At 63.8% G+C, this 24,308-nt stretch carries 23 protein-coding genes; 17 read left to right on the forward strand and 6 right to left on the reverse strand.

Features of this window, described 5'->3' with window-relative positions:
* Positions 1–2: 2 nt before the first annotated feature.
* On the reverse strand, positions 3–863 hold the full coding sequence (locus tag J5M71_RS01840) for a glycine betaine ABC transporter substrate-binding protein (protein ID WP_085692401.1): 861 nt from the start codon (positions 861–863) through the stop codon (positions 3–5).
* A 197-nt stretch (positions 864–1,060) separates the two neighbouring features.
* Here J5M71_RS01840 and J5M71_RS01845 point away from each other — a divergent pair, with 197 nt between their 5' ends.
* Positions 1,061–2,626: a beta (1-6) glucans synthase gene (locus J5M71_RS01845; protein WP_207829154.1), complete on the forward strand. Its 1,566-nt coding sequence runs from the start codon at positions 1,061–1,063 to the stop codon at positions 2,624–2,626.
* A gap of 48 nt (positions 2,627–2,674) precedes the next feature.
* Here J5M71_RS01845 and J5M71_RS01850 read toward each other — a convergent pair whose 3' ends face one another.
* Entirely contained in the window at positions 2,675–3,043 is a 369-nt protein-coding gene (locus J5M71_RS01850; RefSeq protein ID WP_207829156.1) for a hypothetical protein, read from the reverse strand.
* Positions 3,044–3,233: 190 nt separating this feature from the next.
* Between J5M71_RS01850 and J5M71_RS01855 the strand changes: the two genes are divergently transcribed.
* Both J5M71_RS01855 and J5M71_RS01860 read left to right on the forward strand, forming a co-directional pair.
* Positions 3,234–4,532, forward strand: coding sequence for a serine/threonine protein kinase (locus tag J5M71_RS01855; protein ID WP_046616718.1), 1,299 nt, complete (start codon positions 3,234–3,236; stop codon positions 4,530–4,532).
* Complete coding sequence (locus J5M71_RS01860; RefSeq protein WP_207829158.1) at positions 4,525–5,349, forward strand: VacJ family lipoprotein; 825 nt, start codon at positions 4,525–4,527, stop codon at positions 5,347–5,349. Before J5M71_RS01855 ends, J5M71_RS01860 begins: the two co-directional genes overlap by 8 nt.
* Positions 5,350–5,464: 115 nt before the next feature.
* Here the strand turns inward: J5M71_RS01860 and J5M71_RS01865 are convergent, their stop codons facing one another.
* A complete protein-coding gene (locus J5M71_RS01865) occupies positions 5,465–6,613 on the reverse strand; it encodes a patatin-like phospholipase family protein (RefSeq protein WP_207829167.1) in 1,149 nt (382 codons plus the stop codon).
* A 149-nt stretch (positions 6,614–6,762) separates the two neighbouring features.
* Complete coding sequence (locus tag J5M71_RS01870) at positions 6,763–7,698, reverse strand: lipid A biosynthesis lauroyl acyltransferase (protein WP_063911595.1); 936 nt, start codon at positions 7,696–7,698, stop codon at positions 6,763–6,765.
* 111 nt (positions 7,699–7,809) lie between these two features.
* Here J5M71_RS01870 and minC point away from each other — a divergent pair, with 111 nt between their 5' ends.
* The 7 genes from minC (at position 7,810) to J5M71_RS01905 (ending at position 14,516) form a co-directional block, all read left to right on the forward strand.
* Positions 7,810–8,568 (forward strand): septum site-determining protein MinC, encoded by a 759-nt coding sequence (gene minC, locus J5M71_RS01875; RefSeq protein ID WP_063911594.1) that lies wholly within the window; start codon positions 7,810–7,812, stop codon positions 8,566–8,568.
* 101 nt (positions 8,569–8,669) lie between these two features.
* Positions 8,670–9,482, forward strand: a complete 813-nt coding sequence (minD, locus tag J5M71_RS01880) for a septum site-determining protein MinD (RefSeq protein ID WP_013971423.1) — start codon at positions 8,670–8,672, stop codon at positions 9,480–9,482.
* A 3-nt stretch (positions 9,483–9,485) separates the two neighbouring features.
* A complete protein-coding gene (minE, locus tag J5M71_RS01885; protein ID WP_003252572.1) occupies positions 9,486–9,740 on the forward strand; it encodes a cell division topological specificity factor MinE in 255 nt (84 codons plus the stop codon).
* Between the two features lie 156 nt (positions 9,741–9,896).
* Positions 9,897–10,532, forward strand: a complete 636-nt coding sequence (locus tag J5M71_RS01890; RefSeq protein ID WP_011532730.1) for an RluA family pseudouridine synthase — start codon at positions 9,897–9,899, stop codon at positions 10,530–10,532.
* 165 nt (positions 10,533–10,697) lie between these two features.
* Positions 10,698–11,987: a M18 family aminopeptidase gene (locus tag J5M71_RS01895; RefSeq protein WP_207829169.1), complete on the forward strand. Its 1,290-nt coding sequence runs from the start codon at positions 10,698–10,700 to the stop codon at positions 11,985–11,987.
* A gap of 187 nt (positions 11,988–12,174) precedes the next feature.
* Positions 12,175–12,342 carry a hypothetical protein gene (locus J5M71_RS01900; RefSeq protein WP_166674223.1) on the forward strand — a complete coding sequence of 56 codons (168 nt, stop codon included), beginning with the start codon at positions 12,175–12,177 and terminating at the stop codon, positions 12,340–12,342.
* 44 nt (positions 12,343–12,386) lie between these two features.
* Positions 12,387–14,516 carry a mechanosensitive ion channel domain-containing protein gene (locus J5M71_RS01905; protein WP_207829171.1) on the forward strand — a complete coding sequence of 710 codons (2,130 nt, stop codon included), beginning with the start codon at positions 12,387–12,389 and terminating at the stop codon, positions 14,514–14,516.
* A gap of 100 nt (positions 14,517–14,616) precedes the next feature.
* Here J5M71_RS01905 and phnR read toward each other — a convergent pair whose 3' ends face one another.
* Positions 14,617–15,330, reverse strand: coding sequence for a phosphonate utilization transcriptional regulator PhnR (phnR, locus tag J5M71_RS01910; protein ID WP_063911592.1), 714 nt, complete (start codon positions 15,328–15,330; stop codon positions 14,617–14,619).
* Between the two features lie 327 nt (positions 15,331–15,657).
* On the opposite strand from phnR, the gene J5M71_RS01915 reads away from it, so the two are divergent.
* The 6 genes from J5M71_RS01915 to J5M71_RS01940 all read left to right on the forward strand — a co-directional run bounded on the left by J5M71_RS01915 (position 15,658) and on the right by J5M71_RS01940 (position 20,966).
* Positions 15,658–16,722 (forward strand): ABC transporter substrate-binding protein, encoded by a 1,065-nt coding sequence (locus J5M71_RS01915; RefSeq protein WP_207829173.1) that lies wholly within the window; start codon positions 15,658–15,660, stop codon positions 16,720–16,722.
* Positions 16,723–16,869: 147 nt separating this feature from the next.
* Positions 16,870–17,676: an alkaline phosphatase family protein gene (locus J5M71_RS01920; RefSeq protein ID WP_063911590.1), complete on the forward strand. Its 807-nt coding sequence runs from the start codon at positions 16,870–16,872 to the stop codon at positions 17,674–17,676.
* Positions 17,673–18,524: an ABC transporter permease subunit gene (locus tag J5M71_RS01925; protein WP_207829175.1), complete on the forward strand. Its 852-nt coding sequence runs from the start codon at positions 17,673–17,675 to the stop codon at positions 18,522–18,524. The genes J5M71_RS01920 and J5M71_RS01925 overlap by 4 nt, the downstream gene beginning before the upstream one ends.
* Complete coding sequence (locus J5M71_RS01930; protein ID WP_063911588.1) at positions 18,514–19,308, forward strand: ABC transporter permease; 795 nt, start codon at positions 18,514–18,516, stop codon at positions 19,306–19,308. Before J5M71_RS01925 ends, J5M71_RS01930 begins: the two co-directional genes overlap by 11 nt.
* Before the next feature lies 1 nt (position 19,309).
* Entirely contained in the window at positions 19,310–20,299 is a 990-nt protein-coding gene (locus J5M71_RS01935; RefSeq protein ID WP_207829177.1) for an ABC transporter ATP-binding protein, read from the forward strand.
* Positions 20,300–20,312: 13 nt separating this feature from the next.
* The gene (locus J5M71_RS01940; protein WP_207829179.1) at positions 20,313–20,966 is read left to right on the forward strand and encodes an HAD family hydrolase; all 654 of its coding nucleotides are present in this window, start codon (positions 20,313–20,315) and stop codon (positions 20,964–20,966) included.
* Positions 20,967–21,089: 123 nt separating this feature from the next.
* On the opposite strand, the gene J5M71_RS01945 is transcribed toward J5M71_RS01940, so the two are convergent.
* Positions 21,090–22,052: an NAD(P)H-quinone oxidoreductase gene (locus J5M71_RS01945; RefSeq protein ID WP_207829181.1), complete on the reverse strand. Its 963-nt coding sequence runs from the start codon at positions 22,050–22,052 to the stop codon at positions 21,090–21,092.
* A 144-nt stretch (positions 22,053–22,196) separates the two neighbouring features.
* On the opposite strand from J5M71_RS01945, the gene J5M71_RS01950 reads away from it, so the two are divergent.
* On the forward strand, positions 22,197–24,278 hold the full coding sequence (locus tag J5M71_RS01950; RefSeq protein ID WP_172827471.1) for a carboxy terminal-processing peptidase: 2,082 nt from the start codon (positions 22,197–22,199) through the stop codon (positions 24,276–24,278).
* Positions 24,279–24,308: the final 30 nt, after the last annotated feature.

Consider the following 24,308-nt stretch of genomic DNA (forward strand, 5'->3'; position numbering starts at 1 on the left):
TGTTACTTGCCAGTCCACTCCTTCACACGATCAGGGTGCTTGGCCACCCAGTCCTTGGCCGCCGCTTCAGGCTTGGCGCCTTCCTGGATCGCCAGCATCACTTCGCCAATCTCGTCCTTCGACTGCCAGTTGAACTTCTTCAGGAACTCCGCCACTTCCGGGGCCTTGGTCGCCAGTTCCTTGCTGCCGATGCTGTTCACGGTTTCCGCGGCGCCATACACGCCTTTCGGGTCTTCGAGGAACTTCAGCTTCCACTTGGCGAACATCCAGTGCGGTACCCAGCCAGTCACTGCAATCGACTGCTGCTTGGCATAGGCACGGCCCAGCTCCGCGGTCATCGCCGCGCCGGAGCTGGCCTGCAGCTTGTACCCGGTCAGGTCGTAGTCCTTGATGGCCTGGTCGGTCTTGAGCATCACGCCGGAGCCTGCGTCGATGCCGACGATCTTCTGCTTGAAGGTGTCGTCGGTCTTGAGGTCGGCGATGCTCACCGCCTTGACGTACTCGGGGACGATCAGGCCGATCTTGGCGTCCTTGAAGTTCGGGCCGTAGTCGACCACGTTGTCCTTGTTCTTGGCCCAGTACTCGCCATGGGTCACCGGCAACCAGGCCGACAACATGGCGTCGAGTTTGCCGGTTGCCACGCCCTGCCACATGATCCCGGTGGCCACGGCCTGCAACTTCACGTCGTAACCGAGTTTCTGCTTGATCACTTCGGCGGCCACGTTGGTGGTCGCCACGCTGTCAGCCCAACCATCCACGTAACCAATGCTTACTTCTTTGGCCATTGCCTGTGCCGCACTCATGGCCAGTACCATGGCGGTGCCCACACCCAGGAAACGTCGCATTCTTGTAATAGCAGCCATCAAAGCATCCCCTCGTCAGGTCTCGGAATTTGCATCATCGTCCTGCAACAATAGTCGACCTGCTCCAGCTACGACCTGTAGCCGCCCCATATGCGACAGCACTATGCCATTAGCGGCATCGGCGTACGCCGACCTGCGCGATCCTTGCATGCCAAAGGTTTGGCGCCGGGCTACTATCTACCCTTTTGCGCCTGACGATGGACCGCCCGATGCCCAGTTCTGCCCGCCTGCTGCTGCCGTTGTACCTGCTTGCCTGCCTGCTCGCCCTGCTCGGGCTCGGAGGGCTCTGGTACGGGCTTGGCAAGCCGGTGCAACTGCCCGACGCGGCCAGCCCGACACACAAGTTGCAATGCGCCTCGTACACCCCGTTCGACAAGGACCAGTCGCCCTACGACCAGCCGTTGCGCCTGCGCCCGGCACGCATGGATGCCGACCTGGCGTTGCTGGCCGAGCGTTTTCAGTGCATCCGTACCTATTCCCAGACCGGTCTTGAGGCGATCCCGGCGCTGGCGCGCAAGCATGGCCTGAAAGTGATGCTGGGTGCCTGGGTCAATGCCCACCCGGCAGACACCGAGAAAGAAATCGACCTGCTGATCGCCGCCGCCAACGCCAACCCCGACGTGGTCAGCGCGGTGATCGTCGGCAACGAGACGCTGCTTCGCAAGGAAGTAACCGGCGCGCACCTGGCCACGCTGATCGCCCGGGTGAAAAGCCAGGTCAAGGTGCCGGTAACCTACGCCGATGTGTGGGAATTCTGGTTGCAGCACCCGCAGGTGGCACCTGCGGTGGACTTCCTGACTATCCACCTGCTGCCTTACTGGGAAGACGACCCGCGAGGCATCGACGAAGCCCTGGCCCACGTCGCCGATGTGCGCCGGGTGTTTGGCACGCGCTTCGCGCCCAAGGACATTCTGATCGGCGAAACCGGCTGGCCCAGCGAAGGCCGCCAGCGCGAGACCGCGGAGCCCAGCCGGGTCAACGAGGCGCGCTTCATTCGTGGGTTTGTGGCCATGGCCGAAAACAACGGCTGGCACTACAACCTGATCGAGGCGTTCGACCAGCCATGGAAGCGCGCCAATGAAGGGGCGGTCGGTGGTTACTGGGGGCTTTACGATGCCGACCGGCAGGACAAGGGCGTACTTGAAGGGCCGGTGAGCAACCTGCCTAACTGGCCGCAATGGTTGCTGGCCGGTGCCGTGCTGATGGTGCTGATGCTGATGCTTGCCGGGCGCCCTGCCACCCCGACAGCGGCCATATTGCTGCCGTTGCTGGCGGCGTTTGGTGCCGCTTGCCTGGGGCTTTGGGGCGAGCTGATGCGCACCCATGCGCGGTTTGCCGGGGAATGGCTGTGGGCGCTGCTGCTGGCGGGGCTGAACCTATTGGTACTGGCCCATGCCGTGCTGGCCCTGGCGCGGCGCACGGGCTGGCGCGAGCGCCTGTACGCCTGGCTGCAGGCGCGGGCCGGCTGGTTGTTGCTGGCGGCAGGTTTTGCCGCAGCGGTCAGCATGCTGGCGATGGTGTTCGACCCACGCTATCGCAGCTTCCCCAGCGCAGCGCTGGCGCTGCCGGCGCTGGTGTTTGCACGGTGGCCGGTGCGGGCGCCGCGGGCGGAGGTGGCGTTGCTGGCGTTCATCGTCGGTGCCGGGGTGGCGCCGCAGTTGTTTGTGGAAGGGCTGGAGAACCAGCAGGCCTGGGGGTGGGCCGGGGTGAGTGTGCTGATGACGGCTGCCTTGTGGCGGAGCTTGCGATTGCGACCGGCTTGAGCATTAGGGTGGGGCCGGCAGGGGCACAACAACCATGGCATCTCCCTGTCAGCCACGCCGCGCTTGCCTGACCAACCGCAACCCCGCCAGCACCAGCGCGAACACGGCAATGCTGGCGGTATACAGCACCAGCGCCGGTACTGCGAACACCAACGCCACCACTGCCAGCCACCAGCCGCTACGGCCAGCAACGACCTGCGCCAGCAGCGCCAGCGCCAGCCCGCTCCAGGCCATCACCTGATGATGAATGCCCAACCCCAGCAACGACCGCACCTCACACTGCCAGTACGCCGCCGGCGCCGTGCACAGCCCAACCCATTGCCCGTCTTCCATCAGCCCGTAGCGCACGCCATAACTGGCAGCAAGCCACAGCCCCAGAAACAGCAAAAGCAGCGCAGCCGGCAGCGAACGAGACATCCAGTTCTCCAATAGCGGTAATCGAAAGCATCCATGATCGCTTATGCCCTGTTGTAAGGCAAAATCACATCTCTGCAGCTATGTTGCAGTTAACAAGCACACCAAAGACCACCGCACTTGGCAACTTTGCCCGGTCCGCTGTGGTCCTAGCCTGCACACTGCTCGACCTTGCGTTCTTCTGGGGGATTACATGCTTCGATCTTTGCGCCTCGCTGCCTTGCTCGGCGGCCTGCTCATGGCTGTGGCCGCTTCGGCGCGGGATATCGACGCCGCGAGCTATGGCTACCCCTTGACCAACCCGTTCGAGGCAACCATCGCCACCACGCCACCAGACCAGCGCCCCACCCTGCCCGACGATGACGAAATCAGCCAGTCCGACTACAGCCTCAATCTGCGCCCGGACCGTGAGTTCACCCTGCCCGACAACTTCTGGGCAGTGAAAAAACTCAAGTACCGCCTGGCCCGCCAGGACCACGAGGCACCGCTGATCTTCATCATCGCCGGCACCGGTGCGCCCTACACCAGCAGCATCAACGAATACCTGAAAAAGCTGTTCTACCAGGCCGGCTTCCACGTGGTGCAGCTGTCGTCGCCCACCAGCTACGACTTCATGAGCGCCGCCTCGCGCTTCGCCACCCCCGGCGTCAGCCAGGAGGATGCCGAAGACATGTACCGGGTGATGCAGGCCGTGCGCGCCCAGCACCCGCGCCTGCCAATCAGCGAGTTCTACCTCACCGGCTACAGCCTGGGCGCACTCGACGCGGCCTTCGTCAGCCACCTGGACGAAACCCGCCGCAGCTTCAACTTCAAGCGCGTGCTGCTGCTGAACCCGCCGGTCAACCTGTACACCTCGATCAACAACCTCGACAAGCTGGTACAGACCCAGGTCAAGGGTATCGACCGCAGCACTACCTTCTACGAGCTGATGCTGGCCAAGCTGACCCGCTACTTCCAGGAAAAGGGCTACATCGACCTCAATGAAGCCCTGCTGTACGACTTCCAGCAGTCGCGCCAGCACCTGTCCAACGAGCAGATGGCCATGCTGATTGGCACCTCGTTCCGCTTCTCGGCGGCCGACATTGCCTTCACCTCCGACCTGATCAACCGCCGCGGCCTGATCATTCCGCCGAAGTTCCCGATCACCGAAGGCAGCAGCCTCACGCCGTTCTTCAAGCGTGCCCTGCAGTGCGACTTCGACTGCTACATGACCGAGCAGGTCATCCCCATGTGGCGCGCCCGCACCGATGGCAACAGCATCCTGCAACTGGTCAACCAGGTCAGCCTGTATGCGCTGGAGGACTACCTGAGCAGCAGCGACAAGATCGCCGTGATGCACAACGCCGACGACGTCATCCTCGGCCCCGGCGACATCGGCTTCCTGCGCAAGGTATTCGGTGAGCGCCTGACCCTTTACCCCCACGGCGGCCATTGCGGCAACCTCAATTACCGCGTCAACAGTGACGCCATGCTGGAGTTCTTCCGTGGTTAACAAACTCCTCTTCGCCACTGCCCTGTTCGCCACCGGCCATGCCCTGGCCGCCGAAACCGCCCCCCGGGCCAGCGTGGTCGAAGCCGACCCGCAAGTTACCGAAGCACCACTGGCGCCCGAGGCCGATGGTTTCCTCGACCCGCTGCGCGAGCTGAAATTCAACCCGGGGCTGGACCAGCGCGAGTTCGAGCGCTCTACCCTGCAGGCACTGAACGTGTACGACCCGCTGGAGTCGATCAACCGGCGCGTCTATCACTTCAACTACCGCCTGGACCAATGGGTGCTGCTGCCCATGGTAAGCGGCTACCAGTACGTCACGCCGCGCTTCGTGCGCACCGGGGTGACCAACTTCTTCAACAACCTGGGCGACGTGCCGAACCTGTTCAACAGCGTGTTGCAGTTGAAGGCCAAGCGCTCGGCGGAGATCACCGCACGGCTGATGTTCAACACCATCATCGGCGTGGGTGGGCTGTGGGACCCGGCTACCAGCATGGGCCTGCCGCGGCAAAGTGAAGACTTCGGCCAGACCTTGGGCTTCTACGGCGTACCGGACGGGCCGTACCTGATGCTGCCAGTGCTGGGGCCGTCGAACCTGCGCGATACGACCGGGCTGGTGGTGGATTATGCGGGCGAACAGGCGATCAACTACCTGAATGTGGCCGAAGCCAGCAGCGACCACCCGGAAATCTCCGTCCTGCGTGTGGTGGACAAGCGCTACAGCACCAAATTCCGCTATGGCCAGCTCAACTCGCCGTTCGAGTACGAGAAGGTGCGGTATGTGTATACCCAGGCGCGCAAGCTGCAGATAGCCGAGTAGGCCGGCCAGGCCTCTTCGCGGGTAAACCCGCTCCCACAGGGACTGCACCACCCTCAGGTATTGTGCGATCCCTGTGGGAGCGGGTTTACCCGCGAAGAGGCCGGCACTGGCAACATCAAGTCCCCAGGAACTGGCAAAGCTCCCGCTTCTTGGCCAAGGCATCCTTTCGCCCCAGCTCTATCAGCTCGCTGCAGTAACTGGCCTCGAACAGCAAATAGCTCAACACCCCCGCCCCGCTGGTACGCGTCGCCCCTGGCCCGCGCAGGAACACGCGCAACGCCGCCGGCAACTCGCGCCGGTGCCGCGCGGCAATCTCGTCCAGCGGCTGACTGGGCGCCACCACCAGCACGTCGATAGGCGCCAGGCCCAGGCGCCGGGCATCCAGGTGCGCCGGCAACAGGTGGCTCAGGTGGTTCAGGCGCTGCAGCAGCTCGATATCATCTTCCAGGCTGTCAATGAACGTGCTGTTGAGCATGTGCCCGCCGATCTGCGCCAGGCTCGGCTGCTGCCCGCTGAACACGCGCTGGGTCGGCAACGGTGGCGCCGGCCGCTGCGGGTTGCCACTGACCCCGACGACCAGTACCCGGCTGGCGCCCAGGTGCAAGGCTGGGCTGATCGGCGCCGACTGGCGTACCGCACCATCACCGAAATATTCGTCGCCCAGCCGCACCGGGGCGAACAGCAGCGGGATGGCCGCACTGGCCAGCAGGTGGTCGATGGTCAACGGCGTGGGCATGCCGATGCGGCGGTGGCGCAACCAGGCTTCGATGGTGCCGCGGCCCTGGTAGAAAGTCACCGCCTGGCCGGATTCGTAGCCAAAGGCGGTCACTGCGACGGCGCGCAGTTGCTCGGCGGCCAGGGAGTGGGCGATGCCGTCCAGGTTCAGGTGCGCCTGCAGCAGGCCGCGCAATGGGCTGCTGTCCAGTAGCGCCACCGGCGCCGGGCCACCCAGGCCCAGCAGGTTGTGGCCGACGAAGCGGCTGGCCTGGCGGACCACGCCAGGCCAGTCGCTGCGGATCACCAGATGGCTGCGAAAGTTCTGCCAGAAGGCGGTGAGCCGTTGTACGGCTTCGCTGAAATGGGTGGCGCCGCTGGCCAGGGTGACGGCGTTGATGGCGCCGGCGGAGGTACCGACGATGACCGGGAACGGGTTGTGCGCGCCGGCGGGCAGCAACTCGGCAATGCCGGCCAGCACGCCGACCTGGTAGGCGGCGCGGGCGCCGCCGCCAGAAAGGATGAGACCGGTTACCGGGGGTGGCGCCATAGGAGTCCTTCCTGGGGTTGATGTGCTGTCAGTGCCGGCCCTTTCGCGGGTAAACCCGCTCCCACAGGTATTACAAAGCCTTCAGGGCCTGTGGAAAACCTGTGGGAGCGGGTTCACCCGCGAATAGGCCGGCACAGGCAAAACAAGATTCAACGCTTCTTCTTGTCATACAGCCGCGGCGCCCCTTCGGGCCGCGACTTGAACCGGCGATGCGCCCACAGGTACTGCTCGGGGCATTCGCGCAACACGCTTTCGACCCACTGGTTGATGCGCAGGCAGTCCGCCTCTTCGCTCTCCCCGGGGAAGTCCGCCAACGGCGGGTGGATCACCAGACGATAGCCGCTGCCATCTTCCAGGCGCTTCTGGGTGAACGGAATCACCTGCGCCTTGCCCAACCGGGCAAACTTGGTGGTGGCCGTCACCGTCGCCGCCGGGATGCCGAACAGCGGCACGAACAGGCTCTGCTTGGCGCCGTAGTCCTGGTCCGGTGCGTACCAGATCGCCCGGCCCGAACGCAGCAGCTTGAGCATGCCGCGCACATCCTCGCGCTCCACCGCCAGCGAGTCGAGGTTATGCCGCTCGCGGCCGCTGCGCTGGATGAAGTCGAACAGCGGGTTGCCGTGCTCGCGGTACATGCCGTCGATGGTGTGCTGCTGGCCGAGCAGCGCGGCGCCGATTTCCAGGGTGGTGAAGTGCACCGCCATCAGGATGGCACCCTGCCCCGCCTGCTGGGCGGCCTGCAGGTGCTCCAGCCCCTCGACATGGGCAAGGCGCGCCAGCCGGGCCTTGGGCCACCACCAGCTCATGGCCATTTCGAAGAAGGCGATACCGGTGGAGGCGAAGTTGGCCTTGAGCAGACGCTGCCGTTCGTCGACCGACAGCTCCGGGAAGCACAGTTCCAGGTTGCGCGCGGCAATGCGCCGCCGCTCACCGGCAAAGCGGTACATCACCGCACCCAGCGCGGCACCGACTTTCAACAGGACCCGGTACGGCAACTGGACCACCAGCCACAGCAGGCCCAGGCCCAACCACAGGCCCCAGAAACGTGGGTGAAGGAAATAGGGACGAAAACGCGGGCGTTCCATTGAAGCTTCCGGAAAGACAAAGGCCGCGCATTCTACAACGGATCAGCGCATGTTGCGGGCAACCGGTCTTATCGTTATAAGTCAGGGCACTTTTTTCGCAACAAGCCGTCTATGCAGACCATGAGCCCAAACCACACACCCGATACCGCCTCCGTGTTCCAGCTCAAGGGCAGCATGCTCGCCATTACAGTGCTGGAGCTGGCGCGCAATGACCTTGAGGCCCTCGACCGCCAACTGGCGGCCAAAGTCGCCCAGGCACCGAACTTCTTCAGCAACACGCCGCTGGTGCTGGCGCTGGACAAGCTGCCGGCCGGCGAAGGGGCAATCGACCTGCCCGGCTTGATGCGGATCTGCCGCCACCACGGCCTGCGCACCCTGGCCATCCGCGCCAGCCGTATCGAAGACATCGCCGCGGCCATCGCCATCGACCTGCCGGTGCTGCCGCCATCCGGCGCCCGCGAACGGCCGCTGGAGCCCGAGCCCGAGGTGAAGAAGCCCGAGCCGGCCCCGGTCCCGCCGCCGATCCTTGAACCCGAGGTGCGCCCGACCCGCATCATCACTTCGCCAGTACGTGGCGGCCAGCAGATCTACGCCCAGGGCGGCGACCTGGTGGTGACCGGTTCGGTCAGCCCGGGGGCGGAACTTCTGGCCGATGGCAACATCCATGTGTACGGCGCCATGCGCGGCCGCGCCCTGGCCGGCATCAAAGGCAATACCAAGGCACGTATCTTCTGCCAGCAGATGACCGCCGAAATGGTCTCCATCGCCGGCCAGTACAAGGTCTGCGAAGACCTGCGCCGCGACCCGCTGTGGGGCACCGGCGTGCAAGTCAGCCTGTCTGGCGACGTGTTGAACATCACCCGTCTTTAACGGATACTTGCCAGCATTTTTAGTGCAACTTTTCTTACCGTTGCCATTTTTTTGTATTTTTGCAGGGACTTGTGTCCCGATTATTTTAGGGGTGAAACACCTTGGCCAAGATTATCGTGGTTACTTCCGGCAAGGGGGGGGTGGGCAAGACCACTACCAGCGCCGCCATTGGTACCGGCCTCGCACTGCGTGGCCACAAGACCGTCATCGTCGACTTCGACGTGGGCCTGCGTAACCTCGACCTGATCATGGGCTGCGAACGCCGCGTGGTGTATGACTTCGTCAACGTGGTCAACGGCGAAGCCAACCTGCAACAGGCCCTGATCAAGGACAAGCGCCTCGAGAACCTGTACGTGCTGGCCGCCAGCCAGACCCGTGACAAGGACGCGCTAACCCAGGAAGGCGTGGAAAAGGTCCTGATGGAGCTGAAGAAAGACTTCGACTTTGTCATCTGCGACTCGCCAGCCGGTATCGAGAAAGGCGCACACCTGGCCATGTACTTTGCCGACGAAGCCGTCGTGGTCACCAACCCCGAGGTGTCCTCGGTACGTGACTCCGACCGCATGCTGGGCATCCTGTCGAGCAAGTCGCGCCGCTCCGAGAATGGCGAAGAGCCGATCAAGGAACACCTGCTGATCACCCGCTACCACCCGGAGCGCGTGGAAAAGGGCGAGATGCTGAGCATCGCCGACGTCGAAGAAATCCTGGCGATCAAGCTCAAGGGTGTGATCCCCGAGAGCCAGGCCGTGCTCAAGGCTTCCAACCAGGGTATCCCGGTCATCCTCGACGACCAGAGCGATGCCGGCCAGGCCTATAGCGATACCGTCGACCGTCTGCTGGGCAAAGAAAAGCCCCTGCGGTTCATCGAAGTGCCGAAGCAAGGATTCTTCGCGCGCCTGTTTGGAGGCAAGTAAACCATGAACCTTTTTGACTTCTTTCGTGGCAGACAGAAACAGACCAGCGCGTCGGTAGCGAAAGAGCGTCTACAGATCATCGTGGCGCACGAGCGCGGCCAACGCAGCGAACCGGACTACCTGCCAGCGCTGCAGAAAGAACTGCTGGAAGTGATCCGCAAATATGTAAACATCGGCAACGATGATGTGCATATCGAGCTGGAAAACCAGGGTAGCTGCTCGATTCTGGAGCTGAACATCACCTTGCCGGATCGCTGATTTCGCGACCAGGCCTGGATCATTGGGGCTGCTTTGCAGCCCATCGCCGGCAAGCCAGCTCCCACAGGGTTCGCGCTGTACCTGTGGGAGCTGGCTTGCCGGCGATGGGCCGCAAAGCGGCCCCAGTGTTTTCCCCGATATAACCGAGACCAAGCAATGCCGCTGTCCAACATCCAGATCCTGCACGAAGACGCCGCCATCCTGGTGATCAACAAACCGACCCTGCTGCTGTCGGTACCCGGCCGCGCCGAGGACAACAAGGACTGCCTGATCACCCGCCTGCAGGAAAACGGCTACCCCGACGCGCTGATCGTGCACCGCCTGGACTGGGAAACCTCTGGCATCATCCTGCTGGCCCGGGATGCCGACAGCCACCGTGAGCTGTCGCGCCAGTTCCACGACCGCGAAACCGAAAAGGCCTACACCGCGCTGTGCTGGGGCCAACCGGCGCTGGACAGCGGCAGCATCGACCTGCCGCTGCGCTACGACCCGCCGACCAAGCCACGGCATGTGGTGGACCACGAACAGGGCAAGCACGCGCTGACCTTCTGGCGCATCGTCGAGCGCTGCGGTGATTACTGCCGGGTAGAACTGACACCGATTACCGGGCGCTCGCACCAGTTGCGCGTGCACATGCTGTCGATCGGGCACCCGCTGCTGGGCGACCGGCTGTATGCCAACCCCGAGGCACTGGCGGCCCATGAGCGGTTGTGCCTGCATGCCTCGATGCTGAGCTTTACCCACCCGGTGTCCGGGGAGCGGCTGAAGTTCGAGTGCCCTGCGCCCTTCTGAATGTGTACAGCCTGTACTGGCCTCTTCGCGGCTAAAGCCGCTCCCACAGGGACCGCACCGCTTTCGAGGGTTGTGCAGTACCTGTGGGGCTGCAGCCGCGAAGAGGCAGACACAATTTGTCGACTTAATACGCTAAACTCGCGCCACTGCTGTCTGGAGTGAGCTATGCGCGACGCACTGAATTCTGGCCTTATCGACTTCCTCAAGGCCTCCCCCACGCCCTTCCACGCCACCGCCAGCCTGGCCCAGCGCCTGGAAGCTGCCGGCTACCAGCGCCTGGACGAGCGCGACAGCTGGGCCACAGTGCCTGGCGGTCGCTACTACGTCACCCGTAACGACTCGTCGATCATCGCCATCAAGCTGGGCAAGCAAGCCCCACTGCTGAACGGTATCCGCATGGTCGGTGCCCACACCGACAGCCCGTGCCTGCGCGTCAAGCCGCAGCCTGAACTGCAGCGCCAGGGCTTCCTGCAGCTGGGTGTAGAAGTGTATGGCGGCGCCTTGCTGGCGCCATGGTTCGACCGCGACCTGTCGCTGGCCGGCCGGGTCACCTATCGCCGTGACGGCAAGGTCGAAAGCCAGCTGATCGACTTCAAGCTGCCGATCGCGATCATCCCCAACCTGGCCATCCATCTCAACCGCACCGCCAACGAAGGCTGGGCGATCAACCCGCAGAACGAGCTGCCGCCCATCCTGGCCCAGGTGGCGGGTGACGAGCGCATCGATTTCCGCGCCCTGCTCACCGAGCAACTGGCCCGCGAGCACGAGCTGATCGCCGACGTGGTGCTGGATTACGAGCTGAGCTTCTACGACACCCAGGACGCCGCCCTGGTCGGCCTGAACGGCGACTTCATCGCCGGTGCGCGCCTGGACAACCTGTTGTCGTGCTACGCCGGCCTGCAGGCCCTGCTGGCCGCCGACAGCGACGAAACCTGCGTACTGGTGTGCAACGACCATGAAGAAGTCGGCAGCTGCTCGGCCTGTGGTGCCGACGGCCCGATGCTGGAGCAGACCCTGCAGCGCCTGCTGCCGGATGGCGACGCCTACGTGCGCACCATCCAGCGCTCGCTGATGGTGTCGGCCGACAACGCCCACGGCGTGCACCCCAACTACGCCGACAAGCACGACGGCAACCACGGGCCCAAGCTCAACGCCGGGCCGGTAATCAAGGTGAACAACAACCAGCGCTACGCCACCAACAGCGAGACCGCCGGGTTCTTCCGCCATCTGTGCATGGCCGAGGAAGTGCCGGTGCAGAGCTTTGTGGTGCGCAGCGACATGGGCTGTGGCTCGACCATCGGTCCGATTGCGGCCAGCCACCTGGGCGTGCGTACGGTGGATATCGGCTTGCCAACCTTTGCCATGCATTCGATTCGCGAGCTGTGCGGTAGCCATGACCTGGCGCACCTGGTGAAAGTGCTGAGCGCCTTCTACCGTAGCCGCGAGCTGCCTTGATGTAGTCAGGCCCGGCCTCTTCGCGGGTAAACCCGCTCCCACACGGACCGCACAACCTTCAGGAGCTGTGCGGTACCTGTGGGAGCGGTTTACCCGCGAAGAGGCCAGGCCTGCTCAAGGTCAATCCCGCTTCGCCTGTCACCCGCTATGCTTGTTACATGGCCCCACTGCAAAAGGATTGCTGTCCATGTCCCCGTTCCTTTCCCTGTTCGTGCCGGTGTTCCTGTTCCTGATGCTGCTGACCATCGGTTTCAGCCTGCGCGAGCGCAACATCGGCGTACTGATGATGTGGGTCGGCACGCTGGGTATCTTCGGCCTCACCTGCTGGAAAATCCTGGAGCAACTGCCGTCGTGAACCTCTACACTCGGTCAATCGTTTGACCTGAGGTAGTTTTGCCAGTGCCTGCCCTTCTGCGTTGCCTTTTCCTGCTGCTGTTCCTGTTTGTCACCCCGGTACAGGCCGCTGGCCTGCCCGGCCTGCTTGGTGGCAGTGCGCCCGCACAGCCGGAAGCGACCGAACCGTTGGGCAAGTCGCTGGACGAGGTGATCAAGAACCTGGAAAACGACCAGCAGCGGGCCAAGCTGCTGGCCGACCTGAAAAAACTGCGCGACGCCACCAGGCAATCGCAACCCACCGTCGAACAGGGCGTGCTCGGCCTGATCGGCGGCGCCCTGAATGACTTCGAAAAACAGTTCAGCGGCGATGCCAGCCCGTTCCATCGCTGGGCCGCAGAAATCGAACAGGCCCAGGCCGAACTGACCGAGTTGATGGTGCCGGTACACCAGTGGCCGGCCATCCTGTTCGGCTTTGCCGCCGTCATCGCCGTCTGGAGCGTGCTGGCCTACGCCTTCAACTGGGTCGGCCACCGGGTACGCCTGCGCTTTGGCCTGAGCGAGGAACTGCCGCAGCACCCGCGCACCTGGGACCTGGTGCGCTTTGCCCTGCGCAAGCTGGGCCCGTGGCTGGTGGCACTGGTGTTCACCGTGTACCTGAGCGTCGTGCTACCACCGTCACTGGGCAAATCGCTGGCCATGGTGCTGGCCTACGCGCTGGTGGTCGGCACCTGCTTCTCGGCCATCTGCGTGATCGCCTTCTCGCTGCTCGACGGCCCGCACCGCCACCGCGCCCTGCACATCCTGCGCCACCAGGCGTTCCGCCCGCTGTGGCTGATCGGCAGCTTCGCCGCGTTTGGCGAAGCGATGAGCGACCCGCGCCTGACTGTCGCCCTCGGCACCCACCTGGCCCACGCCCTGGCCACCCTGGCCAACGTGATTGCGGCGCTGTGCACCGGGCTGTTCATTCTGCGCTTCCGCCGCCCGATCGCCCACCTGATCCGCAACCAGCCGCTGTCACGGCGCCTGACCCGGCGCACCCTCAGCGACACCATCGAGATCCTCGGCAGCTTCTGGTTCGTGCCGGCATTGATCCTGGTGGCGATTTCGCTGTTCGCTACCTTCATCTCGGCCGGCGATACCAGCACCGCCCTGCGCCAGTCGCTGATGTGCACGGTGCTGGTGGTGGTGTGCATGGTGCTCAACGGCCTGGTGCGCCGCCACGCCGCCAACCCCAAGCGCGCCAGCAAGCGCCAGGCAGTGTACGCCGAACGCCTGCGCAACTTCGGCTACCTGCTGGTGCACCTGTTCATCTGGCTGGTGTTCATCGAGCTGGGCCTGCGCGTGTGGGGCCTGTCGATGATCGGCTTCGCCGAGGGCGACGGCCACGACATCAGCGTGCGCCTGCTGGGCCTGGCCGGCACGCTGATCGTCGCCTGGCTGGTGTGGATCCTGGCCGACACCGCCGTGCACCACGCCCTGGTGCGTTCGCGCCGGGGCCTGGCCAACGCCCGCGCGCAAACCATGATGCCGTTGATCCGCAACGTGATGTTCGTGGTCATTTTCATCATCGCGGTGATCGTCGCCCTGGCCAACATGGGCATGAACGTCACCCCGCTGCTGGCCGGTGCCGGTGTGATCGGCCTGGCCATCGGCTTTGGTGCGCAGTCGTTGGTGGCCGACCTGATCACCGGGTTGTTCATCATCATCGAGGACTCGCTGGCCATCGACGACTACGTGGATGTGGGCGGGCACCTGGGCACGGTGGAGGGACTGACCATCCGTACCGTGCGCCTGCGGGATATCGACGGCATCGTGCATACCATCCCGTTCAGCGAGATCAAGAGCATCAAGAACTACTCGCGCGAGTTCGGCTACGCGATCTTCCGCGTGGCGATCCCGCACAGCATGAACATCGACCAGGCGATCACGCTGATTCGCGAGGTGGGGCAGAAGCTGCGCAACGACCCGCTGATGCGCCGCAACATCTGGTCGCCGCTGGAGCTGCAGGGGGTGGAGAGCTTCGAGTCGGGTTCGGCGATCTTGAGGGCGCGGTTCAAGACCGCACCGATCAAGCAGTGGGAGGTTTCGCGGGCGTTCAACCTGGCGTTGAAGCGGCAGCTGGATGAGGCCGGGCTGGATTTGGCAACGCCAAGGTTGTCAGTGCAGGTAGTGACTGCCGGTTCCTCCAGTTAGGGCCTCTTCGCGGGTGAACCCGCTCCCACAAGTACTGCGCAAAGGCTGAAACCTGTGCGGTCCCTGTGGGAGCGGATTTACCCGCGAAGAGGCCAACATTTCATCCAGCCTGAGCGCGGATGCGGATGGCATCATGCCGCCAATACTCCAGGTCACAGTCGATCAGGTGCCCATGCTGGTCACTGTTGACCCGGGTGATATGCAACCCCGGGCTTCCCGCCGATACCTTCAAGGCACTGGCCGCCTCCACCGGCAACGCCGTCGGCAAGATCTCGAAGCACACCTGCCCATACTGGATGCCATACACCCGCCCATAAATCTCGGTCAGCGACTGCGCCAGGTCCTGTTCGAGAATCTCCGGAAAGTACCGGGGGTTGAGGTAGTGCTCGGCATACAGCACCGCCCGACCATCGATCCGCCGTAACCGGCAGATACGCACCACGCTGGACAACGCTGGCAGCTGCAAGCGCGCACAGATGGCCGCCGAGGCCGGCTGCAGTCGCGCCGACAACAGTTCGGTACTGGGCTCCCGCCCTTGGTCGCGGACCATGGCATGGAAGTGGCTGCGCTCGATCAGGTCGTAGGTCAGCCGCTCGGGCGCGACGAACCAGCCACGGCGCTCTTCGCGATAGATCAGCCCCTGGGCTTCCAGCTGCACCAGCGCCTCACGCAGGGTAATGCGCGTGGTATCGAATACCTCGCTGAGCCTGCGCTCGGCCGGCAGCTTGCCGCCCGGCGCCAGCAGGCCGTGCTCGATCTGCTCCTGCAAGGCATGGCAGATGGCTGTTACCGCACGCGGTGGCATCGACTGCATCGAAAGGTTACCTATCTGGACTAGTCCAGCCCCATCACAGGGCATGTGGAGAATAGTGCAAGCCTAGGCAGGGCTGATGAACATCCTGTGACAAAGGCTTTGGCCAGACACTACCAGAAACGCGCCAAGCCAGCAGAACCGGGTTGGTTGCGTGGTCTACGCTGTAGCTTCAGGGCCTTCACCGGCCCGTCCCTACATCAAACTGTCATGCAAGCGGCCTACCTTGGCTCAAGGTTTGCTGACCTAGACCAAAGGTGCCAGTCAACGGCTTGCAACGGTTTTACCCAGAACAACGATCGCAAAGGCACCCACCCAAAGGAGCTTCGGATGAAAAAGTTCTTCATGGCGTCACTGCTCGGTTCGGCCATCGCGTTGTGCACCACGGCCATGGCCGCCGGCACCGACCTCAAGGCCCTGGAAGACGCCGCCCGCAAGGAAGGCACTGTCAACAGCGTGGGCATGCCCGACGCCTGGGCCAACTGGAAAGGCACCTGGGAAGACCTGGCCAGCAAGTACGGCCTCAAGCACAGCGACACCGACATGAGCTCGGCCCAGGAAATCGCCAAGTTCGAAGCCGAGAAGGACAACGCCAGCGCCGACATCGGCGACGTGGGTGCCGCCTTCGGCCCGATCGCCGTGAGCAAGGGCGTGAGCCAGGCATACAAACCGAGCACCTGGGACCAGGTACCGACCTGGGCCAAGGACAAGGACGGCCATTGGGCGCTGGCCTATACCGGCACCATCGCCTTCATCATCAACAAGGACCTGGTCAAGGAAGGTGAGCGGCCAACCTCGTGGCATGACCTGGAAAAAGGCAAGTACAAGGTCGCCATCGGTGACGTCGGCACCGCCGCCCAGGCCGCCAACGGCGTGCTGGCTGCGGCGATCGCCTACAAGGGTGACGAAACCAACCTGGCGCCGGGCCTGCAACTGTTCACCAAGCTGGCCCAGCAGAAGCGCCTGTCGCTGGCCAACCCGACCATCCAGACCCTGGAAAAGGGCGAGGTGGAAGTGGGTGTGGTGTGGGACTTCAACGGCCTGAGCTACCGTGAACAGATCGACCCCAAGCGTTTCGACGTACTGATCCCGTCGGATGGCTCGGTGATCTCCGGCTATACCACCATCATCAACAAGTACGCCAAGCACCCGAATGCGGCCAAGCTGGCCCGTGAATACATCTTCAGCGACGCCGGGCAGATCAACCTGGCCAAGGGGCACGCGCGGCCGATCCGTGCCGAGCACCTGAAGCTGCCGGACGATGTGCAGGCCAAGTTGCTGCCCAACGAACAGTACAAGGCCGCGCAGCCGATCAAGAATGCCGAGGCCTGGGAAGCGAGCTCGAAGAAACTGCCGCAGATGTGGCAGGAGCAGGTGATCATCGAGATGGAGTAAGGGGCTAGCTTCTCTAGCGCCTGGACGGGCCCTTTCGCGGGTAAACCCGCTCCCACAGGTAAAGCACGCGTCTCATGGCTGGCGCATGACCCTGTGGGAGCGGGTTTACCCGCGAAGAAGCCAACGCGGTTTATGACTGGAGCCACCATGCAACACAACGTCATCCTGGTCCTGCTCGACGGCCTCAACTACCAGGTCGCCCACCACGCCATGGGCCACCTGCACGCCTACGTCGAGGCCGACCGTGCCGCGCTGTACCGCGTGGAATGCGAACTGCCGTCGCTGTCGCGGCCACTGTACGAGTGCATCCTCACCGGTGTACCACCAATCGACAGCGGCATCGTGCACAACAACGTCAACCGCTTGTCCAACCAGCGCAGCGTGTTCCATTACGCCCGCGAGGCCAACCTGGGCACTGCGGCGGCGGCCTATCACTGGATCAGCGAGCTGTACAACCGCTCGCCCTTCGACCCGCAGCGCGACCGCCATACCCACGCGCCGAAGCTGCCGATTCAGCACGGGCTGTTCTACTGGGACGACCGTTACCCCGATTCGCACCTGCTGGCCGATGGCGAATACCTGCGCCGCCGCCACGCCCCCAACTTCCTGCTGGTGCACCCGATGAGTATCGACGACATCGGCCACCGCCATGGTCTGGATAGCAGCCAGTACCGTAACGCCGCGCGCAGCGCCGACATCCTGCTGGCCGACTACCTGCCAGACTGGCTTGAGGAAGGCTACCAGGTACTGGTCACCGCCGACCACGGCATGAACAACGACCGCTCGCACAATGGCCTGCTGGCCGAGGAGCGCGAAGTGCCGCTGTTCGTCTTCGGCGATGCCTTCAGCCTGGACCCGGCAGCCAAACCGCTGCAGACCGAGCTGTGCGGGACCATCTGCGAGCTGCTCGGCGCGCCACATGACAAGAGCGTCTGCCGGGAGCTGCTGAAGTGACTACAGCCAAGAGCAGCAGCACCCGTGGCCGCTACCTGGCCTTGCTCTGCCTGCTACCGTTCGCCGTGTTCTTCGTCATCTTCCAGATCGCCCCGCTGGCCTGGGTGGCGATCAACAGCCTGCAATCGGAAGCGGGCTGGGGCGTGGACAACTTCAGCAAGGTGTTCGCCTCGAAGTTCTACCTGCAGGCCCTGCAACGCAGCCTGGAGATCAGCTTCTGGTCGAGCCTGTTCGGCATCGTCATCGCCACGGTCGGCGCCTACTCGCTGCGCCAGGTGGACTCGAAGCTGCGCGACTTCGTCAGCGCCTTCGCCAACATGACCAGCAACTTCGCCGGGGTGCCGCTGGCCTTCGCCTTCATCATCCTGCTCGGTTTCAACGGCGCACTGACCCTGCTGCTGAAGCAGGTCGGCCTGCTGGAAGACTTCAGCATCTATTCCAAGAGCGGGCTGATCCTGGTGTACACCTATTTCCAGATCCCGCTTGGCGTGTTGCTGCTGTACCCCGCGTTCGACGCCCTGCGTGAAGACTGGCGTGAGTCGGCTGCGCTGCTGGGTGCCAGCCACTGGCAGTTCTGGCGGCACATCGGCCTGCCGGTGCTGACCCCGGCACTGCTGGGCACCTTCGTCATCCTGCTGGCCAACGCCCTCGGTGCCTACGCCACCGTGTACGCGCTGACCACCGGCAACTTCAACGTACTGCCGATCCGCATCGCCGGCCTGGTAGCCGGTGACATCAGCCTCGACCCCAACCTGGCCAGCGCCCTGGCGATGGTCCTGGTGGGGCTGATGACACTGGTCACGGTGGTGCATCAATGGCTGCTGAAAAGGAGCTACCATGCGCGCTGACGCCCGTTCCGGCGGCTGGTACCACCGCGTCGTGGTCTACCTGCTGTTCCTCATCCTGCTGCTGCCGCTGGCTGGCACCCTGCTCTACTCGCTGGCCACCAGCTGGTCGGCCAGCCTGCTGCCCAGCGGTCTGACCTTCAAGTGGTACATCGCGCTGTGGAGCGAGCCGCGCTTCCTGGCTGCCTTCGGCCAGTCGCTGCTGGTGTGCGTGGGCGCGCTGCTGCTGTCAGTGGTGCTGATCCTGCCGCTGCTGTTCGTGGTGCACTACCACTTCCCCAGGCTCGATGCACTGATGAACATCCTCATCCTGCTGCCGTTCGCGGTGCCGCCGGTGGTGTCGTCGGTGGGGCTGCTGCAGCTGTATGGCAGCGGGCCCATGGCCATGGTCGGTACACCGTGGATCCTGATCGGCTGCTACTTCACCATCGCCCTGCCATTCATGTACCGGGCCATCACCAACAACCTGCAGGCGATCAACCTGCGCGACCTGATGGACGCCGCCCAGCTGCTGGGCGCCAACACCTGGCAGGCGGCGCTGCTGGTGGTCCTGCCGAACCTGCGCAAGGGCCTGATGGTGGCATTGCTGCTGTCGTTCTCGTTCCTGTTCGGCGAGTTCGTGTTCGCCAACCTGCTGGTCGGTACCCGCTACGAGACCCTGCAGGTGTACCTGAACAACATGCGCAACAGCAGCGGCCACTTCAACAGCGCGCTGGTGATCTCGTACTTCGCCTTCGTGCTGGTACTGACCTGGGTCGCCAACCGCCTGAACAAGGACAAGACCTGACATGAGCTTCGTCAGCGTACAGAAACTGCAAAAAAGCTACGCCGGCAGCCCGGTGTTCGAGAACATCGACTGCCATATCGAACGGGGCGAGTTCGTCACCCTGCTTGGCCCGTCCGGTTGCGGCAAGTCCACGCTGTTGCGCTGCATCGCCGGGCTAACCCCGGTGGACAGTGGGCAGATCCTGCTCGACGGCCATGACATCGTGCCGCTGAGCCCGCAAAAGCGCGGCATTGGCATGGTGTTCCAGAGCTACGCGCTGTTCCCCAACATGACCGTGGAGCAGAACGTCGCCTTCGGTCTGCGCATGCAGAAGGTCAAGGCCGATGAAAGCCAGGCCCGGGTGCGCGAGGCGCTGGAACTGGTGGAGCTGGGCAACTTCGCCGGGCGCTACCCGCACCAGTTGTCCGGCGGCCAGTGCCAGCGCGTGGCCCTGGCCCGCTCACTGGTCACCCGTCCGCGCCTGCTGCTGCTCGACGAGCCGCTGTCGGCACTGGATGCGCGCATCCGCAAGCACCTGCGCGAGCAGATCCGCGCCATCCAGCGTGAGCTGGGGCTGACCACCATCTTCGTCACCCACGACCAGGAAGAGGCGCTGACCCTGTCCGACCGCATCTTCCTGATGAACCAGGGGCGCATCGTCCAGAGCGGCGATGCCGAAACCCTCTACACCGCGCCGGTGGACCTGTTTGCCGCCGGCTTCATCGGCAACTACAACCTGCTCGACGCCGACAGCGCCAGCCGCCTGCTGCAACGCCCGGTGGCCAGCCGCCTGGCGATCCGCCCCGAGTCGATCACCCTGGGTATCAACGGCGAACTGGACGCCGAAGTGCGCAGCCACAGCCTGCTGGGCAACGTGATCCGCTACCGGGTGCAGGTGCGCGAGGTGGAACTGGTGGTCGACGTGCTCAACCGCTCACCGGCCGACCTGCATGCGGACGGGCAACGGGTAAGCTTGTCGATCGACCCCACGGCGCTACGGGAAGTGGCCTAAGGAGCATCAACACATGGCACTGGCAATTTTCGATCTGGATGAAACCCTGATCCATGGCGACTGCGCGTCGCTGTGGAGTGAGCAGATGGCCCGGCTGGGCTGGGTCGACGGCAAGGCGTTCCTGCGCCGCGACCATGAACTGATGGAAGCCTACGGCAGGGGCCACCTGAGCATGGAGGAGTACATGGCCTTCAGCCTGGAGCCGATTGCCGGGCGTACCCTGGAAGAGGTCGAGCACCTGGTGGAGCCATGGGTCGAAGAGGTGATCGAGCCGATCATCTACGGCGACGCCTGCCGCTGCATTGCCGAGCACCGCAAACGCGGGGATCGCATCCTGATCATTTCGGCTTCGGGTACGCACCTGGTCGGGCCGATTGCGGCGCGGCTGGGGGTGGACGAGTACCTGGCGATCGAGCTGGAGGCGGTGAACGGGGTGTATACCGGCAACACCCATGGGGTACTGACCTATCGCGAAGGGAAGATCACGCGGTTGCTGGAGTGGCTGGACCAGGAGCAGGAGAACCTGGAGGGGGCAAGTTTCTATTCCGATTCGCGGAATGATTTACCACTGTTGCTGAAGGTGGATCATCCGCATGTGGTGAACCCGGATGCGGTGTTGCGGGAGCATGCCGAGATCAACAAGTGGCCGATCCTGAGCTGGGCCTGAGGTAATCGCATCGCCTGCACCGGCCCTTTCGCGGGTAAACCCGCTCCCACAGGGACCACACAGTTTTCAAGCCTGTGGTAATCCCTGTGGGAGCGGGTTTACCCGCGAAGAGGCCGGGCCTGCCTACGCCAGGCCAGGGTCTATCACCATCACCAGCTTGCCCGACACCTGGTTGGTCTCAAGCTCGGCATACGCCGCCTGGGCAAACTCCACCGGGTAGGTATCCACCAGTTGCGGCGACAGGCGCCCTTCGGCAAACAGCGGCCACACCTGCTGCTGCAACTCGCGCAGCAGCTCGGCCTTGAAGCCGTCATCGCGGTTGCGCAACGTGGAACCGGTAATCTCCAGACGCTTGCCCAGTACCTGTGCCAGGTCCAGCTCGAACTTGCGCCCGCCCATCAGGCCGATGATCACCCAGCGGCCGTCACGGGCCAGCAGCTTGAGGTTGAGCTCGCCGTAGCTGGCACCCACCGGGTCGAGAATCACATCGAACGGGCCGAAACCTTCCAGCGCCTCCAGGTTCTCGTTACGTACCACGCCACCGGCAGCGCCCAGCGCCTCGCAGTAGGCCAGGCGGTCCTGCGAACCGACACTGACCCACACCGGGCTGCCGAACGCCTTGCACAGCTGGATCGCGGCCGAGCCAACGCCGCTGGCGCCAGCGTGCACCAGCACCTTCTCGCCAGCTTTCACGCCACCCAGCTGGAAGATGTTCAGCCAGGCAGTGGCATACACTTCCGGCAACGCCGCCGCTTCATGCAGGCTCAGGCCCTCGGGTACCGGCAGCACGTGGCGGGCATCGACCACCACTTCCTCGGCCATGGCGCCGCTGGCCAGCAGCGCGCAAACACGGTCACCCACGCGCCAGTCGGCACCGGCGCCCACTTCTTCGATCACGCCGGAACACTCCAGGCCCATGTACGGGCTGGCGCCTGGCGGTGGTGGGTACAAACCTTTCATCTGCAGCAGATCGGCGCGGTTCAGCCCCGCAGCAGCCACGCGAATGCGCACTTGGCCCGCGTCGCAGGTCGGGCGTTCGGCCTCGACCCAGGCCACATGTCCGTCAACGCCTTGCAATGCCTTCACAGTGCCTCCATAGTTGAATCATATGACCGAGCCTGGGAACGCCAAGTCCCCAGGCTTTTTGCAGTATGCATCCGGTTTTTTGCAACCGGTGAACAGAAAAGACGGCCTACTATGCGTGATCAATTGTCTCCACGTCGAATCAGCATGAAGCATTTCCTCCCAAGCACCGCCCTGGCGCTGATGATCGGCCTGGGCAGCCTCACGCTCGGCGGCAATGCGGCGGCCGCCAACAAGTGGGACAGCCTGCAGCCGGACCGCGACGAGATCGTCGCCAGCCTCAACGTGGTGGAATTGCTCAAGCGCCACCACTACAGCAAGCCGCCGCTGGACGACGCCCGCTCGGTCATCATCTATGACAGCTACATCAAGCTGCTGGACCCGGCGCGCAGCTACTTCACCGCTGCCGACATTGCCGAATTCGACAAATGGAAAACGCAATTCGACGATTTCCTCAAGAGCGGTAACCTCGACCCGGGCTTCACCATCTACAAACGCTACCTGGACCGCGTCAAGCAACGCCTGGACTTCGCCCTGGCCGAGCTGAACAAAGGCGTGGACAAGATCGACTTCAACGCCAAGGAAACCTTGCTGATCGACCGCAAGGATGCCCCGTGGATGAAGGACCAGGCCGAGCTCGACGACTTGTGGCGCAAACGCGTCAAGGACGAAGTGCTGCGCCAGAAGATCGCCGGCAAGGAACCCAAGCAGATCCAGGAAACCCTGACCAAGCGCTACAAGAACCAGCTGGCGCGCCTGGACCAGACCCGTGCCGAAGATATCTTCCAGGCCTACATCAACACCTTCGCCCAGTCCTACGACCCGCACACCAACTACCTGTCGCCGGACAACGCCGAGAACTTCGACATCAACATGAGCCTGTCGCTCGAAGGCATTGGTGCGGTGCTGCAAAGCGACAACGACCAGGTCAAGATCGTGCGCCTGGTGCCGGCAGGCCCGGCGGCCAAGACCAAGCAGGTGGCCCCGGCCGACAAGATCATCGGTGTGGCCCAGGGCAACAAGGAAATGGTCGACGTGGTCGGCTGGCGCCTGGACGAAGTGGTCAAGCTGATCCGTGGCCCGAAAGGCTCGGTGGTGCGCCTGGAAATCATCCCGGCCAGCAACGCGCCTAGCGACCAGACCAGCAAGATCGTGGCGATCACCCGCGAGGCGGTTAAGCTTGAAGAGCAGGCGGCGAAGAAGTCGGTGCTCAAGCTCAAGCAGGACGGGCGTGACTACAAGCTGGGCATCATCGAGATCCCGGCCTTCTACCTGGACTTCAAGGCCTACCGCGCCGGTGATCCGGAGTACAAGAGCACCACGCGTGACGTGAAGAAACTGCTCACCGAACTGCAGAAAGAGAAAGTCGACGGCGTGGTCATCGACCTGCGCAACAACGGCGGCGGCTCGCTGCAGGAAGCCACCGAACTGACCAGCCTGTTCATCGAAAAAGGCCCGACCGTACTGGTACGCAACAGCGACGGCCGCGTCGACGTGCTGGAAGACGAAAACCCCGGTGCCTTCTACAAGGGCCCGCTGGCGTTGCTGGTCAACCGCCTGTCGGCCTCGGCTTCGGAGATCTTCGCCGGTGCCATGCAGGACTACCACCGCGCGCTGATCATCGGCGGCCAGACCTTCGGCAAAGGCACCGTGCAGACCATCCAGCCACTCAACCATGGCGAGCTGAAGCTGACCCTGGCCAAGTTCTACCGGGTTTCCGGGCAGAGCACCCAGCACCAGGGCGTGCTGCCGGACATCGACTACCCATCGATCATCGACACCAAGGAAATCGGCGAGAGCGCCCTGCCCGAGGCCATGCCGTGGGACACCATCCGCCCGGTAGTCAAGCCGGCGGCCGATCCGTTCAAGCCGTTCCTGGCCCAGCTGAAAGCCCAGCATGAAGCCCGCAGCGACAAGGACGCGGAGTTCACCTACATCCGCGACCGCCTGGCCCTGACCCAGAAGCTGCTGAACGAGAAGACCGTCAGCCTCAACGAGCAGGACCGCCGCGCACGCCACGATGAGATCGAGGCCAAGCAGCTGGCGCTGGAAAACATCCGTCGCAAGGCCAAGGGTGAAGAGCCGCTGAAAGAGCTGAAGAAAGAGGACGAGGATGCGCTGCCGACCGAGGATGAGAACACCAAGCCGGAAGACGATGCCTACCTGTCGGAAACCGGTCGCATCCTGATCGACTACCTGAGTGCGAGCACCAAGGTGGCCAAGAAGTAAGGCGCAATGGCAATGATGGCAGAATAATGC

Origin of the sequence: Pseudomonas sp. 43(2021) (genome assembly GCF_017490805.1) — a bacterium.
Taxonomy (GTDB): Bacteria; Pseudomonadota; Gammaproteobacteria; order Pseudomonadales; family Pseudomonadaceae; genus Aquipseudomonas.

Excerpts from the sequence above, each read along its gene's own strand:
- J5M71_RS01845 (WP_207829154.1), top strand. The coding sequence starts at position 1,061 with ATGGACCGCCCGATGCCCAGTTCTGCCCGCCTGCTGCTGCCGTTGTAC.
- J5M71_RS01915 (WP_207829173.1), top strand. The coding sequence starts at position 15,658 with ATGAAAAAGTTCTTCATGGCGTCACTGCTCGGTTCGGCCATCGCGTTG.
- J5M71_RS01940 (WP_207829179.1), top strand. The coding sequence starts at position 20,313 with ATGGCACTGGCAATTTTCGATCTGGATGAAACCCTGATCCATGGCGAC.
- J5M71_RS01840 (WP_085692401.1), bottom strand. The coding sequence starts at position 863 with ATGGCTGCTATTACAAGAATGCGACGTTTCCTGGGTGTGGGCACCGCC.
- minC (WP_063911594.1), top strand. The coding sequence starts at position 7,810 with ATGCAGACCATGAGCCCAAACCACACACCCGATACCGCCTCCGTGTTC.
- J5M71_RS01870 (WP_063911595.1), bottom strand. The coding sequence starts at position 7,698 with ATGGAACGCCCGCGTTTTCGTCCCTATTTCCTTCACCCACGTTTCTGG.
- J5M71_RS01950 (WP_172827471.1), top strand. The coding sequence starts at position 22,197 with ATGAAGCATTTCCTCCCAAGCACCGCCCTGGCGCTGATGATCGGCCTG.
- J5M71_RS01895 (WP_207829169.1), top strand. The coding sequence starts at position 10,698 with ATGCGCGACGCACTGAATTCTGGCCTTATCGACTTCCTCAAGGCCTCC.
- minE (WP_003252572.1), top strand. The coding sequence starts at position 9,486 with ATGAACCTTTTTGACTTCTTTCGTGGCAGACAGAAACAGACCAGCGCG.
- J5M71_RS01900 (WP_166674223.1), top strand. The coding sequence starts at position 12,175 with ATGTCCCCGTTCCTTTCCCTGTTCGTGCCGGTGTTCCTGTTCCTGATG.
- J5M71_RS01855 (WP_046616718.1), top strand. The coding sequence starts at position 3,234 with ATGCTTCGATCTTTGCGCCTCGCTGCCTTGCTCGGCGGCCTGCTCATG.
- J5M71_RS01930 (WP_063911588.1), top strand. The coding sequence starts at position 18,514 with ATGCGCGCTGACGCCCGTTCCGGCGGCTGGTACCACCGCGTCGTGGTC.
- J5M71_RS01890 (WP_011532730.1), top strand. The coding sequence starts at position 9,897 with ATGCCGCTGTCCAACATCCAGATCCTGCACGAAGACGCCGCCATCCTG.
- J5M71_RS01920 (WP_063911590.1), top strand. The coding sequence starts at position 16,870 with ATGCAACACAACGTCATCCTGGTCCTGCTCGACGGCCTCAACTACCAG.
- J5M71_RS01935 (WP_207829177.1), top strand. The coding sequence starts at position 19,310 with ATGAGCTTCGTCAGCGTACAGAAACTGCAAAAAAGCTACGCCGGCAGC.
- J5M71_RS01850 (WP_207829156.1), bottom strand. The coding sequence starts at position 3,043 with ATGTCTCGTTCGCTGCCGGCTGCGCTGCTTTTGCTGTTTCTGGGGCTG.
- J5M71_RS01865 (WP_207829167.1), bottom strand. The coding sequence starts at position 6,613 with ATGGCGCCACCCCCGGTAACCGGTCTCATCCTTTCTGGCGGCGGCGCC.
- phnR (WP_063911592.1), bottom strand. The coding sequence starts at position 15,330 with ATGCAGTCGATGCCACCGCGTGCGGTAACAGCCATCTGCCATGCCTTG.